This window comes from Sphingomonas mollis (assembly GCF_016427505.1).
GTDB lineage: Bacteria > Pseudomonadota > Alphaproteobacteria > Sphingomonadales > Sphingomonadaceae > Sphingomonas > Sphingomonas mollis.
In genome coordinates this window covers 22,696-38,940 of record NZ_JAELXS010000007.1, presented here as the reverse complement: position 1 = coordinate 38,940, position 16,245 = coordinate 22,696, and the positions used below count along the sequence as shown (strand labels likewise).

The 16,245-nt window shown below is 66.9% G+C and carries 12 protein-coding genes; 4 read left to right on the top strand and 8 right to left on the bottom strand.

From position 1 onward, the window contains the following. Positions 1 to 104: 104 nt before the first annotated feature. Positions 105 to 1,106 (top strand): threonine aldolase family protein, encoded by a 1,002-nt coding sequence (locus JAO74_RS12885; RefSeq protein WP_199038659.1) that lies wholly within the window; start codon positions 105 to 107, stop codon positions 1,104 to 1,106. Beyond that, positions 1,103 to 2,041, top strand: a complete 939-nt coding sequence (locus JAO74_RS12880) for a DMT family transporter (RefSeq protein WP_199038657.1) — start codon at positions 1,103 to 1,105, stop codon at positions 2,039 to 2,041. Before JAO74_RS12885 ends, JAO74_RS12880 begins: the two co-directional genes overlap by 4 nt. On the opposite strand, the gene JAO74_RS12875 is transcribed toward JAO74_RS12880, so the two are convergent. Together JAO74_RS12875 and JAO74_RS12870 are read right to left on the bottom strand one after the other, a co-directional pair. Next, positions 1,951 to 2,790: a Rossmann-fold NAD(P)-binding domain-containing protein gene (locus JAO74_RS12875; RefSeq protein WP_199038655.1), complete on the bottom strand. Its 840-nt coding sequence runs from the start codon at positions 2,788 to 2,790 to the stop codon at positions 1,951 to 1,953. The two genes, JAO74_RS12880 and JAO74_RS12875, sit on opposite strands and share 91 nt — an antisense overlap. After that, positions 2,790 to 4,475, bottom strand: a complete 1,686-nt coding sequence (locus JAO74_RS12870) for a M28 family peptidase (RefSeq protein ID WP_199038653.1) — start codon at positions 4,473 to 4,475, stop codon at positions 2,790 to 2,792. Before JAO74_RS12870 ends, JAO74_RS12875 begins: the two co-directional genes overlap by 1 nt. 94 nt (positions 4,476 to 4,569) lie before the next feature. Here JAO74_RS12870 and pepN point away from each other — a divergent pair, with 94 nt between their 5' ends. Then, positions 4,570 to 7,167 carry an aminopeptidase N gene (gene pepN, locus JAO74_RS12865; RefSeq protein WP_199038651.1) on the top strand — a complete coding sequence of 866 codons (2,598 nt, stop codon included), beginning with the start codon at positions 4,570 to 4,572 and terminating at the stop codon, positions 7,165 to 7,167. Positions 7,168 to 7,174: 7 nt separating this feature from the next. Here pepN and JAO74_RS12860 read toward each other — a convergent pair whose 3' ends face one another. After that, positions 7,175 to 7,513: a tRNA-binding protein gene (locus JAO74_RS12860; protein ID WP_199038648.1), complete on the bottom strand. Its 339-nt coding sequence runs from the start codon at positions 7,511 to 7,513 to the stop codon at positions 7,175 to 7,177. Further along, complete coding sequence (locus JAO74_RS12855; protein WP_199039148.1) at positions 7,513 to 8,184, bottom strand: glutathione S-transferase family protein; 672 nt, start codon at positions 8,182 to 8,184, stop codon at positions 7,513 to 7,515. Before JAO74_RS12855 ends, JAO74_RS12860 begins: the two co-directional genes overlap by 1 nt. Before the next feature lie 437 nt (positions 8,185 to 8,621). Here JAO74_RS12855 and JAO74_RS12850 point away from each other — a divergent pair, with 437 nt between their 5' ends. After that, positions 8,622 to 9,176: a zinc dependent phospholipase C family protein gene (locus JAO74_RS12850; protein ID WP_233150983.1), complete on the top strand. Its 555-nt coding sequence runs from the start codon at positions 8,622 to 8,624 to the stop codon at positions 9,174 to 9,176. A gap of 285 nt (positions 9,177 to 9,461) precedes the next feature. On the opposite strand, the gene gltB is transcribed toward JAO74_RS12850, so the two are convergent. Genes gltB through JAO74_RS12830 form a run of 4 tightly spaced genes read right to left on the bottom strand, consistent with a single transcriptional unit; the run spans position 9,462 to position 16,181 of the window. Next, the gene (gene gltB / locus JAO74_RS12845) at positions 9,462 to 13,970 is read right to left on the bottom strand and encodes a glutamate synthase large subunit (protein WP_199038642.1); all 4,509 of its coding nucleotides are present in this window, start codon (positions 13,968 to 13,970) and stop codon (positions 9,462 to 9,464) included. After that, positions 13,967 to 14,446, bottom strand: coding sequence for a hypothetical protein (locus JAO74_RS12840; RefSeq protein WP_199038639.1), 480 nt, complete (start codon positions 14,444 to 14,446; stop codon positions 13,967 to 13,969). Before JAO74_RS12840 ends, gltB begins: the two co-directional genes overlap by 4 nt. Then, positions 14,443 to 14,739: a hypothetical protein gene (locus JAO74_RS12835; RefSeq protein WP_332908809.1), complete on the bottom strand. Its 297-nt coding sequence runs from the start codon at positions 14,737 to 14,739 to the stop codon at positions 14,443 to 14,445. The genes JAO74_RS12840 and JAO74_RS12835 overlap by 4 nt, the downstream gene beginning before the upstream one ends. Further along, positions 14,736 to 16,181: an NAD(P)-dependent oxidoreductase gene (locus JAO74_RS12830; RefSeq protein WP_199038633.1), complete on the bottom strand. Its 1,446-nt coding sequence runs from the start codon at positions 16,179 to 16,181 to the stop codon at positions 14,736 to 14,738. The genes JAO74_RS12835 and JAO74_RS12830 overlap by 4 nt, the downstream gene beginning before the upstream one ends. Positions 16,182 to 16,245 lie beyond the last annotated feature (64 nt).

Sequence of the window (16,245 nt, the reverse complement as noted above, 5' to 3'; positions counted from 1 at the left end):
ACGCACGCCCTCGCGCGCGAGCGCAGGTGTGACTTTAGCGACTTTCCGGCGCTTTCACGTCAGCAACATTGACGTGGCCGGCACATCTTTCCACAGCGCCCGCCATGCGCTTCTTTTCCGACAACGCCGCCCCCGTCCATCCGCGCGTCTTCGCTGCGCTGGCCGAGGTCGATCAGCTCGACACCGCCTATGACGGCGATCGCTGGTCGAAACAGCTCGACGGCCGCCTGTCCGACCTGTTCGAAACGGAGGTGCGCGCGCTGTGGGTGCCGACCGGCACCGCCGCGAACTGTCTGGCGCTCGCGGCGTTGTGCCCGCCCTATGGCGGCGTGATCTGCCACCGCGACGCGCATATCCAGAACGACGAGGGCGGCGCCCCCGAATTCTACACCCACGGCGCCAAGCTGATGCTGGCCGACGGCGACGGCGCCAAACTGACCCCGGCAAGCATCGCCGCCGTCGCCGATGCGATCGCCAACGACGTCCACCGCGTCCAGCCGCACGCCGTCTCGATCACCAACGCCACCGAATACGGCCTCGTCTATCGCCCGGACGAGGTCGCCGCGATCGGCGATCTCTGCCGCAGCCGTGGCTGGCGCTTCCACATGGACGGCGCCCGTTTCGCCAATGCGGTGGCCAGCGCCGGTTGTTCGCCCGCCGACGTGACATGGCGGGCCGGAGTCGAGGCGCTGTCGTTCGGCTTCGTCAAGAACGGCGGGATGAGTGCCGAGGCACTGATCTTCTTCGACACCGGCCTCGCCGCCGCCACGCTGCGCCGTCGCAAGCGCGCCGGTCTGCTGCTGTCGAAGGGTCGCTACCTCGCCGCACAGATCCTGGCGATGACCGAGGACGATCTGTGGCTCGACAACGGCCGCGTCGCCAATGCCGGCGCCGCGCTGCTCGCCGACGCCGCCGGCGACCGCCTCGTCCATCCGGTCGAAGCGAACGAGGTGTTCCTGCGCGTCACGCCTGACGAGGCTGCGGCGCTCAGGGCAAAGGGGTTCGACTTCTATGACTGGGGGCCGGGCGAGGCGCGGCTGGTCATTTCGTGGAACCAGCGCGAGGACGCGATCCGTCCGCTCGCCGACGCGATCCAGGCCTTGTGAGCGCTACGCCCAACAGCGATTTCGCCGGCACCGCCCCGCAATCGACCCGCGCGTCGATCCTGATCCCGTTCGCCATCGTGACGCTGATCTGGGGATCGACCTGGATCGTCATCCGCGACCAGATCAGCGTGGTGCCGCCCAGCTGGTCGGTCACCTATCGCTTCCTCGTCGCCGCCGTGGCGATGGGCATCTGGGCGCTGATCCGCCGCGACAGTTTCCGCTTCGACGGACGCGGCCTCGCCTTCGCCACGGCGCTCGGCGTGCTGCAATTCTCGCTGAACTTCAACTTCGTGTACCGGGCAGAGGGGTTCATCACCTCCGGCCTCGTCGCCGTCACCTTCGCGATGCTGCTGGTGCCCAACGCGGTATTGGCCCGCCTTTTCCTCGGGCAAAAGATGGGCCGGCAACTGGTGCTGGGCTCCGCCGTCGCGATGGCCGGCATCGCCCTGCTATTCCTGCACGAGGCGCGATCCGATCCGCAGGGGCCGACCGCCTCCTTGGTCGGGATCGGCTGGACGCTGGCGGCGATCCTGTCCGCCTCCACCGCCAACGTGATGCAGGCGAGCGCCACCGCCAAACGCTATCCGATGGCATCGACGCTGACGATCGCGATGCTGGTCGGCGCCGCGCTCGATGCCGGGGCGGCATGGTGGCTGGCGGGACCGCCGGTGTTCGAGCCGCGTTGGGGCTATGTCGCCGGCATCCTCTATCTCGGGCTGTTCGCCTCCGCCCTCGCCTTCCCACTGTATTTTCAGGTGCTGCGCGTGATCGGCCCGGCCAAGGCGGCCTATTCCAGCGTCATCGTGCCGGTCATCGCCATGCTGTTGTCGACCGTGTTCGAGGGTTATCGCTGGTCGACATTGGCGGCGGGTGGCGCAGCGCTGACCGGACTGGGCCTCGTCATCGCGCTCAGCGCCCGCAGGCCCAACCGGTAATCCGGCCAACGCGGGGTCCAGCCGAGCACCCGCTTCGCCTTGCCGTTCGCCACCCGCCGGTTCTCCGCATAGAAACCGCGCGCCATCGGTGACAGGTCGGCCAGCGACACGAGCGGCGGCGGCGTGCAGCCGATCAGCCGGGCGCCGAACGTCACCACGTCGTTCGGCGAACAGGGCAGGTCGTCGGCCAGATTATACGCCCCCGCCGGCCCGTCGAACCCGGCGATGACACCTGCGACGATGTCGTCGACATGCACCCGGCTGAACACTTGCCCGGCCACATCGACCCGGTGCGCCTCCCCGGCCCGCACCCGGTCGAGCGGCGAACGGCCAGGACCATAGATGCCGGGCAACCGGAAGACGCGCGTGCCGATCGCCAGCCAGTCCGCATCCGCCTGCGCCCGCGCCGCCCGCCGGCCACCGCCGGTCGCCGCCGTCTCGTCGATCCACGCCCCGTCCGCATCGCCGTATACGCCGGTCGACGACAGATATCCCAGCCACGCCCTCCGGCGGGCGAGCACCGACCCATAATTCACCAGCACCGGATCGCTCTCCGCCACCGGCGGCACCGACGACAGGATGTGCGTCGCCGCCGCGATCTCCGCCAGCACCGCCTCGCGGTCGTCGAACCGCACCGTGCCGTCGCGACCGTCCCGCGTCGTGCCGGTCACATGCCAGCCCTCGCCCGCCAGCCGCTCGCCTAGCCGGCCCGCGCTATAGCCGAGGCCGAAGATCAGCATCCTGCTCATCAGCGCGCCATCGCCCCCTTGTAGAGCGTGCCGAAATAATCGCCCTTGTTCCACACCGGTCGTTCGGCCCCGTCGGCGATATCGCGGGCGATGCGATAATTCACATCGACGAAGCGCACGCCCTGATCCCACATGATCGGCAGCGACAGATCGTCGCAGGGTCGGTGGTAGCAGGTCGACAGGAACCCCTCGACCGCCGCCTTGCCCGGCCCCTTCTGCCCCGGCCACAGGAAGACCGAGGGGATACCCTGCTGCACGAACCGGAAATGGTCGGACCGGACGAAGAAGCCCTGTTCCGGGTTCGGATCGGGCGACATCGTCGTCCCCGCCGTCGCCGCCGCCCGCGCCACGATCGGCCCAAGCGTCGATCGATCCGCGCCGAACACGATCATGTCCTCGAACGGATAGAGCAGCATCGGCATGTCGAGGTTCACGTCGGCGACGATCGCGCTCTTCGGTACGGTGGGATGATGCGCAAAGTAATCCGCCCCGACCAGCCCCTTCTCCTCCGCCGTCACTGCCAGGAACATGACGGTGCGGCGCGGCGGCTTGCCGCTGGCGGTGAAGCGCTTGGCCTCCTCGATCAGGCTGGCGATGCCGATCGCATTGTCGAGCGCGCCGTTGTTGATCGCATCGCCGTTCACCGGCCGACCCACACCGATATGGTCGAGGTGCGCGGACAGGACGACCACCTCCTTGCCGACCACCGGGTCGCTGCCCGGCACGATACCGACGACGTTGCTGCTCGGCATCGGCGTGAAGCTGGTATGGAGCGCGATAGTGAGCGTTCCCGGCAGCGGCACGGCCTTCAGCCGCGGTTCGGCACGGGCGGCCTCGGCAACGATGCTTGCCCATGATGTGCCGGCACCTGCGAACATCCGCGCGGCTGCCGTTGGGGAGAGCGTCCCGAGCAGCGGCGTCGTCGGCGTGGCCGTATTGGCGAAGCCGGCGGGCGCCGCCCAGTTGGTGCGGGCGCGGTCATAGGAATCCGCCATCCGCGTCATGCCGTCGGCGGTCGTCGAAGGCGCGGCCAGTTCGATGGCACCGACCGCCCCGTGCGCCGCGGCGATCCGCAGCTTTGTATCGGTAGACCCGAAAAACGCGCGTTCCTCACCGGCGAAGCGACCCGGCGCGCCGCGGAAGAAGGCGACGATGCGGCCTTGCACATCGACGCCCTTATAGCTGTCATGGGCATATTGCGGCGCGTCGATGCCATCGCCGACGAACACCACCGGTGCCGAGACGCTCGTCTCGACCCGTGCCGGATCGGGGGCTGGCACGACATCGGTGCCGAACGCCAGTGTCCGTGGCTCACCACCGCGCGCCGTCCACACGAAGCTGCCCTTGTCCGCTGCCTTGTACGCGACCAGCGGCACCTGTTGCAGGTAGCCGCCGGCATCGCCCGCCGGTCGCAGGCCGGCGGCGTAGAATTGCGCGGCGACATATTGTGCGGCGATGTCGTATTCGGCGCTGCCCGCCTCACGCCCCTTCATCGCGTCGGACGCCAGGAACATCACGTGCGCCTTCATCGCCGCCTGACCGGCGGGCAGCGGCGCGTTCAATCGGGCATTCAGGGCCGCCGCATCCGGCTTGACCGGCGCGGGCACGGGGACGGGCGCAGCCGTCTGGGCGATCAGCGAGGTGGACGACACCAGCGCCACCAGCGCGGCCGGGAAACGATACATCGACAAGGTCCTTGATTCTCCACGCGCTGCTATCACGCCGCGCCCAACGCGCGAAGTCGGTGGAACGCCCGCCATCGTCGTCTATATTGATGCGATGGATATCCAGCACAGCCTCGCCCAGCCCCCGGTCGTCATCCTGCGCGAAGACTATCGGCCACCGGCATGGCTGGTGCCGGAAACGCGGCTGGTATTCGATCTGGATGCCCATGCGACACGCGTCCACGCGATCCTGTCGGTGACGCGCAACGGCGATCATGGCGAACCGCTGCGCTTGGACGGCGCCGGCCAGACGCCGCTCTCGGTGACGGTTGACGGCATCGCGATCGACGACTGGCGGCTGGAAGGCGAGCAGCTGGTGATCCCGCTGAGCGGCGGCCAGCACCGTGTCGAAACCGAGGTCGAGATCGCACCCGATCGCAACACGCAGTTGATGGGACTGTACGCCAGCGGCGGCAATCTGTGCACGCAGTGCGAGGCGGAGGGCTTTCGCCGCATCACATACTTCCCCGACCGGCCCGACGTCCTCAGCCGCTATGCCGTGCGGATGACGGCGGACAAGGCGCGCTATCCGGTGCTGCTGGCGAACGGCGATCCGATCGCGACGGGCGATCTGGATGGTGGCCGGCACTGGGCGGAATGGAACGACCCGTTTCCCAAGCCTTCCTATCTGTTCGCGCTGGTCGCGGGCGATCTGGCGGTCAATCGTGGCACCTTCACCACCCGATCGGGCCGCGAGGTCGCGCTCGGCATCTGGGTCCGTGCCGCCGATCTCGCCAAGACCGACCATGCGCTCCATGCGCTGAAGCTGTCGATGGCGTGGGACGAGCGCGTCTATGGCCGTGAGTACGATCTCGATGTGTTCAACATCGTCGCGGTCGACGATTTCAACTTCGGCGCGATGGAGAACAAGGGGCTGAACATCTTCAACAGCCGCTATATCCTCGCCGATGCCGATACCGCGACCGACCATGATTATGACGGCATCGCCGCGGTCGTCGCGCACGAGTATTTCCACAACTGGTCGGGCAATCGCATCACCTGCCGCGACTGGTTCCAACTGTCGCTGAAGGAAGGCTTCACCGTCTATCGCGATCAGGGCTTCTCTGCCGATCAGGGATCGGCCGCGGTCAAGCGGATCGAGGATGTCCGCTCGCTCCGCGCCGCCCAGTTTCCCGAAGACGCCGGCCCGCTGTCGCATCCGGTACGCCCCGATGCGTATCAGGAGATCAGCAACTTCTACACCGCCACCATCTATAACAAGGGTGCCGAGCTGATCCGCATGATGGCGACGATCCTCGGCCCCGCCGCCTTTCGCGCCGCCACCGATCTGTATTTCGACCGTTTCGACGGCACGGCCGCGACCTGCGAGGATTTCGTCGCCTGCATGGAGGAGGCGAGCGGCGCCGACCTGTCGCAGTTCCGCCTGTGGTACGGACAGGCGGGCACGCCGCGCGTGTCGGCCAGCATCGACCATGTCGCCGGTGGCGGCCGCGCGACGCTGCGGCTGGCGCAGCGCGTACCGCCGACGCCCGGACAACCGACCAAGCGGCCGATGGTGCTGCCGCTGAAGGTCCGGTTGTTCGGGGCGGAGACCGCCACGCCGTTGACCGACGAGCGTCTGATCCTGCTCAGCGATGCCGACGAGACCCTGGTGTTCGAGGGCGTGACCGAGCGGCCCGTACTCTCGATCAACCGCGGCTTCTCCGCCCCCGTGATCGTCGAGAGCGACCGCAGCGCCGCCGACCTCGCCTTCCTCAGCGCGCATGACGACGATCCCTTCGCCCGGTACGAGGCGATGCAACAACTGATGCTCGACACGCTGGTCGCCGGCGCGATCGAGGGACGGGCGGACCATGACGCGGTGATCGCGGCGGTCGCCCACACGCTGGACGATCCCGATCTCGATGCCGCCTTCGTAGCGGAGGCGGTGCTGCTGCCGTCCGACGCGTTCGTCGGCGATCAATTGGCGCTGGTCGATCCGGATGCGATCTTCCGGGCGCGGGAGGCCTTGCGTCGCGACATCGGCGTACAGTTGCAGGACCGCTGGCGGCTCGCCTACGACCGCGCACCGGCGGTGCCCTACGTCTATTCGCCGACCGAAAAGGGCAAGCGGCGGTTGCGCAACGTGGCGCTCGGCTATCTGGCGGCGACCGATGCCGCCGATGTCGCGGCCCTCGCTTTTGAGCAGTTCCGGGCGGCGGACAACATGACCGATCGGCAGGCGGCGCTGACCACGCTGGTCAACGGCGACGCGGAGGAGCGGCAGGCGGCGCTCGACCTGTTCTATGCCCGCTATGCCGACAATGCGCTGGTGCTGGACAAGTGGTTCCAGACACAGGCGCTGGCGACGCGGGACGATACCGCGGCGGTGGTGACGCGGCTGGCGGCGCATGCCGACTTTTCGCTGGCGAACCCCAACCGGGCGCGCAGCCTGATCGGCGCGTTCGGCGTGAACCAGCGGGCGTTCCATCAGGCGGACGGGGCCGGTTATCGCTTCCTGGCCGATCAGTTGATCGCACTCGACCAGTTGAACCCGCAGACCGCGGCCAAGCTGTTGCCGCCGCTCGGCCGCTGGCGCCGGTTCGATCAGGGTCGCGCGGCGCTGATGCGGGCGGAACTGGAGCGGATCGTCGCCACCCCCGGCCTGTCGCGCGACCTGTTCGAACAGGCGTCGAAGAGCCTGGAGGCCTAGGCGATCGTCAGAACAGCCGGCCGCCGTCGGGCACCGGCTGGCCGGGGCCGATTAGTACGACCTTGCCGTCGGCGTCGGGAAAGCCGAGCGTCAGCACTTCGGACATCATTGGCCCGATCTGGCGCGGCGGGAAATTGACGACCGCCGCGACCTGACGGCCGACCAGTGTGTCGGGCGTATAGTGTTCGGTGATCTGGGCGGACGACCGCTTGCGGCCGATCTCCGCGCCGAAGTCGATCGTCAGCTTGATCGCGGGTTTGCGCGCTTCCGGAAAGGGTTCGGCGGCGACGATCGTGCCGACGCGGATGTCGACCTTCAGGAAGTCGTCGTAATCGATCACGTCCATCAGAAATCCAGATTGTCGTAGTGCGCGGGCGGCCCGATCATCTCCATCCGTTCGGACAGGAGCGGACGGAAGGTGGGCCGGCTCTTCAGCCCGCGATACCAGCGCGCGGTCTGGTCGTGGCCCTTCCAGTCGATGCCGCCGAGATAGTCGGCGACCGAGATCTGCGCGGCGGCAGTCAGATCGGCGAGGCTCATGGTCGCGCCGCCCAGCCATTGGCGATGATCGAGCAGATAGTCGGTGTAATCGAGATGCCCGACCGCCGCCTTCATCGCCTCCCGCAGTGCCCGTGCATCAGGCGTGGCGCGCTGGGCGATGCGCTTGACCATGCGTTCGTGGAGCAGCGGCCCGGTGACGTCGCGATAGAAATGCGTGTCGAACCACGTCACCAGCCGGCGGATTTCGGCGCGGTTGGCGGCGGTGCCGTTGATCATCGCCGCCTTTTCGACCGTCTCCTCGAAATACTCGCAGATCGCCATCGAATCGATCAACAGCGTGTTGCGGGCCGGATCGACCATCACCGGCGTCTGCGCGGCGGGATTCATGTCGACGAATTCGTCCCGCCGGACCCAGGGGGATTCGCGGACGAGTTCGTAGCCGACCCCCTTTTCGCCCAGCAACAGGCGCACCTTGCGGCTGAAGGGACAAATCGGGAATTGATACAGTTGCCACATGGTCACGGTGTTAGCCGTCCCGACGTGTCGGCGGAAGGGCAGTGGTAGTGCTTATTGCGAATGGAACTTCACACTGCTTCGCACCCAGACGATGCATTTTTCTGACATGACCGACCGTGGCGGCATGAAAGTCACTCAGGCGTGATGACGGATGTCCTCGCGCTTAGAACCGCAGGCGTCGATGCGACATGAGAAACAGCGCCACGAGGATACGATCGACAGGTCGTGTAGGACAGGGCCATGTCGGCCTTGATCATACCTGTTGGACATTTGTTTGCTGACGGTGGCCGGTTTGCAACACGGCGACGAGCGACATCGCCTTCGTGGTGGCGACCGATAGCGCGTATTGCGGCTGTGGAAAGCCCGGCATACGGACCGTTCCCGCTCAGACCGTCGTCCACGCCGGTATCGATCCATGGGAACCGAGATTCACGCCGATGGACGCGCTGTTGTTCCTGTTCGCCGCGATGGCGCTGGTCGCGCTGGCGGATCGCTGGCCGCCGCTGGCGCTGGCGGCGGTGCCGATGGCGGCGTTGGCGGGGACGACGTTGCCCGATTGGGATATGGCGCTGGACCTGGGCCATCGCAGCGGGCTGACGCATGGCGTGCTGCCGGTGTTGCTTGCGCTGTGGTCGCCGCGATGGCGGCCGGTGGCGGCGGGGCTGGCATTGGGGATCGGGCTACATCTTTCGGCGGACGTGTTTCCGAACGGGATGCGCGGGTTCGCGACGGTGAAGCTGCCGGGCGTCGGGTCGATCGGGCGCGGCGGATCATGGGCGTGGCTGGCGGTGAATGCGGTCGCGGCGCTGGCGATCGGGGCGCTGTTGTTGCGGCGGATGGCGAGCGCGGGCGTAACGCTGGTGATCCTGATCGTCGTGGCGGTGATCGGGGCGGCGTATCTGTTCGTCACCGATGGCGGGTGGCCGGCGCTGCTGGTGTATGGCGGCACGGGGTGGGCGCTGGTGCGGCGGCGGGGGATCGCCAGCAGCTAGGGGTCGTGCTCGATCAACATCTGTTCACCCTCACCCTTCCCACCCGGCTGCGCCGGGCGGGCCCCTTCCCTCTCCCATCGGGAGAGGGAGAGACGCCGAAGGCGGCGAAAGGTGAGGGTGAACAGATGTGATCGAGAACGGCTCTAGGCGTTATATCAACCATCGTCATTGCGAGCATAGCGAAGCAATGACGGATCGGGGTGAGGTCGTCACAAGCTAGACCTGTGGTCGATGCCCCCCCCTCCGTCAGTCCTGCGGACTGCACCTCCCCGTGCCGGGGAGGATTTATTCGGCTGCGATCTGTTCGATCTGGTCGTCCAGCGGGTGGGCGAGACGGGTGAGCATTTCCTTGGGCACGACTTGCCAGAAATCGCCGGCGACACGCTCCCAATCGTCGAGCAGTCCCTTCGACCAGCGGCTGTCGGTGGCCTTGGCATGCGCCGCAACGAGATCGTGCAGCACGCCTTCCCAATGCGCCGAGCCGAGCCGCCGCCAGGTGATGTTCTCCGGGTTGGCGCGGCGATCGAACTGCCCTTCCGGATCGTAGATGAAGGCCATGCCGCCAGTCATGCCGGCGCCGAAATTCGCGCCGACCTTGCCCAGCACCACCGCGACACCGCCGGTCATATATTCGCAGCCGTTCGCGCCGCAGCCCTCGACCACCACCTGCGCGCCGGAGTTGCGGACGGCGAAGCGCTCGCCCGCCTGCCCCGCCGCGAACAGCCGGCCGCTGGTCGCGCCGTACAGCACGGTGTTGCCGATGATCGTGTTGTCTTGGCTGGCCAGTGGTGACGACACCGCCGGCCGCACGACGATGACGCCGCCCGACAGACCCTTGCCGACATAATCGTTGGAATCGCCGAACACCTCCAGCGTGATCCCCTTGCACAGGAAGGCGCCGAGCGACTGGCCGGCGGAGCCGCGCAGGCGGATGGTGACGTGGCCATCGGCGAGCGCGGACATGCCGAATTTGCTCGTGATCTCCGACGACAGGCGCGTGCCGACCGCGCGGTGCGTGTTGCGCACCGAATAGGTCAGCTGCATCTTTTCGCCACGGCTGAACACGGCGGCGGCATCCTTGATGATCTGCGCATCGAGGCTGTCGGGCACCTCGTTGCGCCACGTATCGAGGCTGAAGCGCCGTTCCGCGTCGGTGGCATCGACCTTGGCGAGGATGGGGTTCAGATCGAGATCGTCGAGATGTTCGGCACCGCGGCTGACCTGACGGAGCAGTTCGGTGCGGCCGATCACGTCGTCGAGCGATTTGACGCCGAGCCGGGCGAGGATGTCGCGCACCTCTTCGGCGATGAAGGTCATCAGGTTGATGACCTTTTCGGGCGTGCCGGTGAATTTGGCGCGCAGGCGCTCGTCCTGCACGCAGACGCCGACCGGGCAGGTGTTGCTGTGGCACTGGCGCACCATGATGCAGCCCATCGCCACCAGCGACAGCGTGCCGATGCCGTATTCCTCGGCCCCAAGGATGGCGGCGATGACGATATCGCGGCCGGTCTTCAGCCCGCCATCCGCGCGCAGGCGGATACGACCGCGCAGGCCGTTCAGCGTCAGCGTCTGGTTGACCTCCGACAGGCCCATTTCCCACGGCGTGCCGGCATATTTGATCGACGTCTGCGGGGACGCGCCGGTGCCGCCGACATGGCCTGAGACGAGGATGACGTCGGCATGCGCCTTCGCCACGCCCGCCGCGACGGTGCCGATGCCCGCCGAGCTGACGAGCTTCACGCAGACGCGGGCGCGCGGGTTGATCTGCTTGCAGTCGTAGATGAGCTGGGCCAGATCCTCGATCGAATAGATGTCGTGATGCGGCGGCGGCGAGATGAGCGTGACGCCGGGAGTCGCGTGGCGCAACTTCGCGATGAACTCGGTCACCTTGAAACCGGGCAGCTGACCGCCCTCACCGGGCTTGGCACCCTGTGCGACCTTGATCTCGATCTCCTCGCACGCACCGAGATATTCGGCGGTGACGCCGAAGCGGCCTGATGCGATCTGCTTGACGCCGGAATTGCCGTTGTCGCCATTGGCGTATGGCTTGAAGCGGATCGTGTCCTCGCCGCCTTCACCCGACACGGCCTTTGCACCGATGCGGTTCATTGCGATCGCCAGCGTCTCGTGCGCCTCCGGCGACAGCGCGCCGAGCGACATGCCGGGGGTGACGAAGCGCTTGCGGATCTCGGTGATCGCCTCGACCTGATCGATCGCGACGCCCTCTGCCGGGAAGTTGAACTGGAGCAGATCGCGCAGATAGACGGGCGGCAGGTCACTGACCCCGCGCGAGAATTGCAGATAGCTGGAATAGCTGTCGGTCGCGACCGCCGTCTGGAGCAGGTGCATCAGCTGCGCCGAATACGCATGCGTCTCGCCATCCGCACGCTGGCGATAGAAACCGCCGATCGGCAGGGTGGCGACCGCGCTGTCGAAGGCGAGATCGTGGCGCATCATCGCCGACAGATGCAGCGAGGTGTAGCCTTCGCCGGAGATCTTGGCGGGCATGCCCGGAAACAGGTCGTTCACCAGCGCGCGGGACAGGCCGACCGCTTCGAAATTATAGCCGCCGCGGTAGGACGAGATGACCGCGATGCCCATTTTCGAGATGATCTTGAGCAGCCCCTCTTCCACCGCGACGCGGTGACGGGTCAGGCATTCCTCGATCGAGAAGTGGCCGAACAGACCACGGGCATGGCGATCGGCGATCGCGGCTTCGGCGAGATAGGCGTTCACGGTGGTCGCGCCGACGCCGATCAGGACCGCGTAATAATGCGTGTCGAGGCATTCGGCACTGCGCACGTTGATCGACGCATAGGAGCGCAGACCACGGCGGACGAGATGCGTGTGCACCGCCGCCGCCGCCAGCACGCCGGCGATGGCGACGCGATCTTCGGACACATGCTCGTCGGTCAGAAACAGTTCGGAGCGGCCTTCGCGGACCGCCTGTTCGGCCTGGTTGCGGATGCGCTGGATCGCGGCGCGCAGGCGTTCGGGGCCGCCATCGGCCTCGAACGTGCAGTCGATCTCGGCGGCGGCGCGGCCGAAATGGGTCTTCAGCCGCTCCCAATGCGCGCCGGTCAGCACGGGCGAGTCGAGTACCAGCACGCGTTCGCGCTGGTCGCGGACATCGAGGATGTTGGCGAGGTTGCCGAAGCGCGTCTTCAGCGACATCACATGGCGTTCGCGCAGGGAATCGATCGGCGGGTTCGTGACCTGCGAGAAATTCTGGCGGAAGAACTGGCTGATGAGGCGCGGCTTGTCGGAAATGACGGCGAGCGGCGTGTCGTCACCCATCGATCCGATCGCTTCCTTGCCGCCCTCGACCATCGGCGACAGGATCAGCTCCATGTCCTCCAGCGTCTGGCCGGCGGCGACCTGACGGCGCGCGAGTTCGGGGCGCGGGAAGCGCAGCGCGTCGACGGTGGTGGGCGGCAGATCGGCCAGCGTCAGGAATTCGCCGGTCATCGCGGCATAATCCTGTTCGCTCGCGATCCGGTCCTTCACCGCGCGATCTTCCAGCACGACGCCTTCGTCGAGATCGACGGCGATCATCTGGCCCGGCCCGAGGCGGCCCTTGGCGATGATGGTCGATTCGGGGACGACGACCATGCCGCTTTCCGACCCGACGATCAGCAGGCCGTCATTGGTGCGGGTATAGCGCAACGGGCGGAGTGCATTGCGGTCCATGCCCGCGACCGCCCAGCGGCCATCGGTCATCGCGAGCGCGGCGGGGCCGTCCCACGGCTCCATCACCGAGGCGAGATAGCGGTACATCGCCGCATGGCTCTCGGGCGTGTCGCCGCGTTCGTCCAATGCCTCGGGCACCAGCATCAGCTTGGCGGTCGGCGCGTCGCGGCCGGAGCGGCAGATCGCCTCGAACACGGCGTCCAGCGCGGCGGTGTCGGATGCGCCGGCGGGGATGACCGGCTTGATGTCCTCCGAATTGTCGCCGAACGCGATGCCGGCCATGCGGATCTCGTGGCTGAGCATCCAGTTCTTGTTGCCGCGGATCGTGTTGATCTCGCCGTTGTGCGCCAGGCAACGGAACGGCTGCGCCAGCCACCATTGCGGGAAGGTGTTGGTGGAATAACGCTGGTGGAAGATCGCGACGCGGCTTTCGAACCGCTGGTCGGTCAGGTCTGGGTAGAAGACCGACAGGCTCTCGGCCAGGAACAGGCCCTTGTACACGATCGAGCGCGCCGACAGCGAACAGATGTAGAAGCCCTGGATCTGCGCGGCGATGATCCGCTTTTCGATGCGGCGGCGCACGAGATACAGGTTCTTCTCGAACTCGGCGACGTCCTGTTCGTCGGGCAGTGGCCCCGCGATCATGATCTGCTCGATTTCGGGCCGGGTCGCCTGCGCCTTCTGACCGATGACGGACACATCGACGGGCACCTGACGCCAGCCATAGATGGTGTAGCCCGCCTCGATGATCGCGGATTCGACGATCGTCCGGCAATCCTCCTGCGCGCCCAGATCGGTGCGCGGCAGGAAGATTTGGCCGACGGCGAGCCGGTTCGGCCGGACCTTGTGCCCCGACGCGGCGATGGCATCGTCGAAGAAGCGTAGCGGCAGGTCGAGATGGATGCCGGCGCCGTCGCCGGTCTTGCCATCGGCATCGACCGCACCGCGATGCCACACCGCCTTCAGCGCATCGATCGCCGATTGCACGACGCGGCGCGAGGGCCGGCCATCGGTGGCGGCGACGAGGCCGACGCCGCAGGCATCGCCCTCATATTCGGGGCGGTACATGCCGTGTTCGGCGAGATAGGCGTGCTGGGGGGTCATGCTCTGGACTCCAGTAGGCGTCGTGCGACGACGACACGATGCGCCCGCTCGGCGGCATCGAAGAGAAACGGAAACGCGTCATGGGCAGCGATGAAGCGATCGTAGCGATCGGACGAACCAAGCGGATATTCGTGGACGAGTTCGTTGCGCAGCTTGGTAATCGCGACCCAGCGATCGGGATCGTCCAGAACATCAAGTTCCGCCATCCGGTTGGCGATGTCGAGGGGATACAAGCCCTTCAAACGCACGGCCATGATCCGGAGGATCGCGCGAAACAGACCGGTCAGGAGCCCTTCCATCTGCTCGAACTGCTTCAGCATCGCAGTGCTCGCCATACGCTGCATCGTGGTCATCGCGGCGAAGGTGGCATCGTCCACCGGCATCCTGCCGATCAGCGGCAGCGTTTCACGCGCCGATCGTTCGACCGCCGCAATCGCGTCCAGCTGGTCGGCGACGATCTCCTGCTCAGGCGTCACAGGACCACCCCGTCACGATAGGCGATCCGCTCAAATCCCCGCGGGGTGCCGCCACGCCTGGACAGGATCAGATCGACCTTTTGCGGTTCGATCCGGCGAAACAGCACGTCTTCGAAGACACCACGCGCGTGCCACTCGTCAGCCGGGGGGTCGATTTCGATATGCAGGTCGATGTCGCCGCCGCGTGCATCGTCATCGAGACGACTGCCGAACAATCGCACGACCGCCGTCGGGCCGAACGCCTCGCGCGTTGCCGTCTTGATCGCATCGATGTAATCGGGTGCCAGCCTCACGCGGCGACCTTGACGGCCTTCGCCTTTGCTTTCAGCCATTTGTGCATGCTGGCCGCCACGTCACGACCGTCGCGGATCGCCCAGACCACCAGCGAGGCGCCGCGGACGATGTCGCCCGCCGCGAACACGCCGTCGAGGCTCGTCATCAGCGTTTTGCCGTCGACCAGCACGGTGCCCCAGCGGCTGACGCCCAGTTCGGGGGCGCCCCAGAGCGTCGGCAGGTCCTCGGCATCGAAACCGAGTGCCTTGATGACCAGATCGGCCTCCAGCGACAGTTCGGCGCCGGGATCGACTTCCGGCGCGCGGCGGCCGCTGGCGTCGGGCGCGCCTAGGCGCATCCGGCTGGCGCGGACCTGCGACACCGTGTCGTTGTCACCGGCGAAACCAAGCGGGGCGGAGAGCCAGACGAATTCGGCGCCTTCCTCCTCGGCGTTGGCGACTTCGCGCTGGCTGCCGGGCATGTTGGCGCGGTCGCGGCGATAGAGGCATTTCACCGAGGTCGCGCCCTGGCGGATCGCGGTGCGGACGCAATCCATCGCGGTGTCGCCGCCGCCGATGACGATGACGTTCTTGCCCGCCGCATCGAGCGAGCCATCGTCGAACGCGGGGACGGCATCGCCGAAGCCCTTGCGGTTCGACGCGGTCAGATAGTCGAGTGCGGCGACGACGCCGGATGCGCCGTTGCCCGGCACCTCGACCTGCCGCGCCTTGTACACGCCGGTCGCAATCAGGATCGAATCGTGGCGCTGGCGCAACTCGTCCAGCGTCGCATCCTCACCGACCGCGAAGCCGTAATGGAACTCGATCCCGGCCGCGGCGAGGCGGTCGATACGGCGCATGACGACGGGCTTTTCCAGCTTGAAGCCGGGGATGCCATAGGTCAGCAGGCCACCGGCGCGGTCGTGCCGGTCATAGACGTGGACGTCGTAACCATGACCGCGCAGATATTCGGCGGCGCTGAGTCCTGCCGGTCCGGCACCGATCACGCCGACCGACTGACCGCGCGACGGGCCGACGACGACCGGCTCCACCCAGCCCTCCGCCCAGGCGGTGTCGGTGATGAACTTCTCGACCGACCCGATCGTCACCGCGCCGTGACCGGAGAACTCGATCACGCAATTGCCTTCGCACAGCCGGTCCTGCGGGCAGATGCGACCGCATATCTCGGGCATGGTCGAGGTGCTGTTCGACAGCTCATATGCCTCGCGCAGCCGCCCCTCGGCGGTCAGACGCAGCCAGTCGGGGATATGGTTGTGCAGCGGACAATGCACCGAACAATAGGGCACGCCGCATTGCGAGCAGCGCGACGCCTGATCCTCAGCCGTCGGTGCCGCATAGCGGTCCGCGATCTCACGAAAGTCGGCGGCGCGCAGATCGGCATCGCGCTTGGCCGGATAGGCCTGATCCTGATCGACGAATTTCAGCATCGGGTTGTCGGCCATACGGCGTCTCCGCTCGGAAAATTACTCCGGCGGCTCTACCGACGACCGAAACCTATAACAAGTA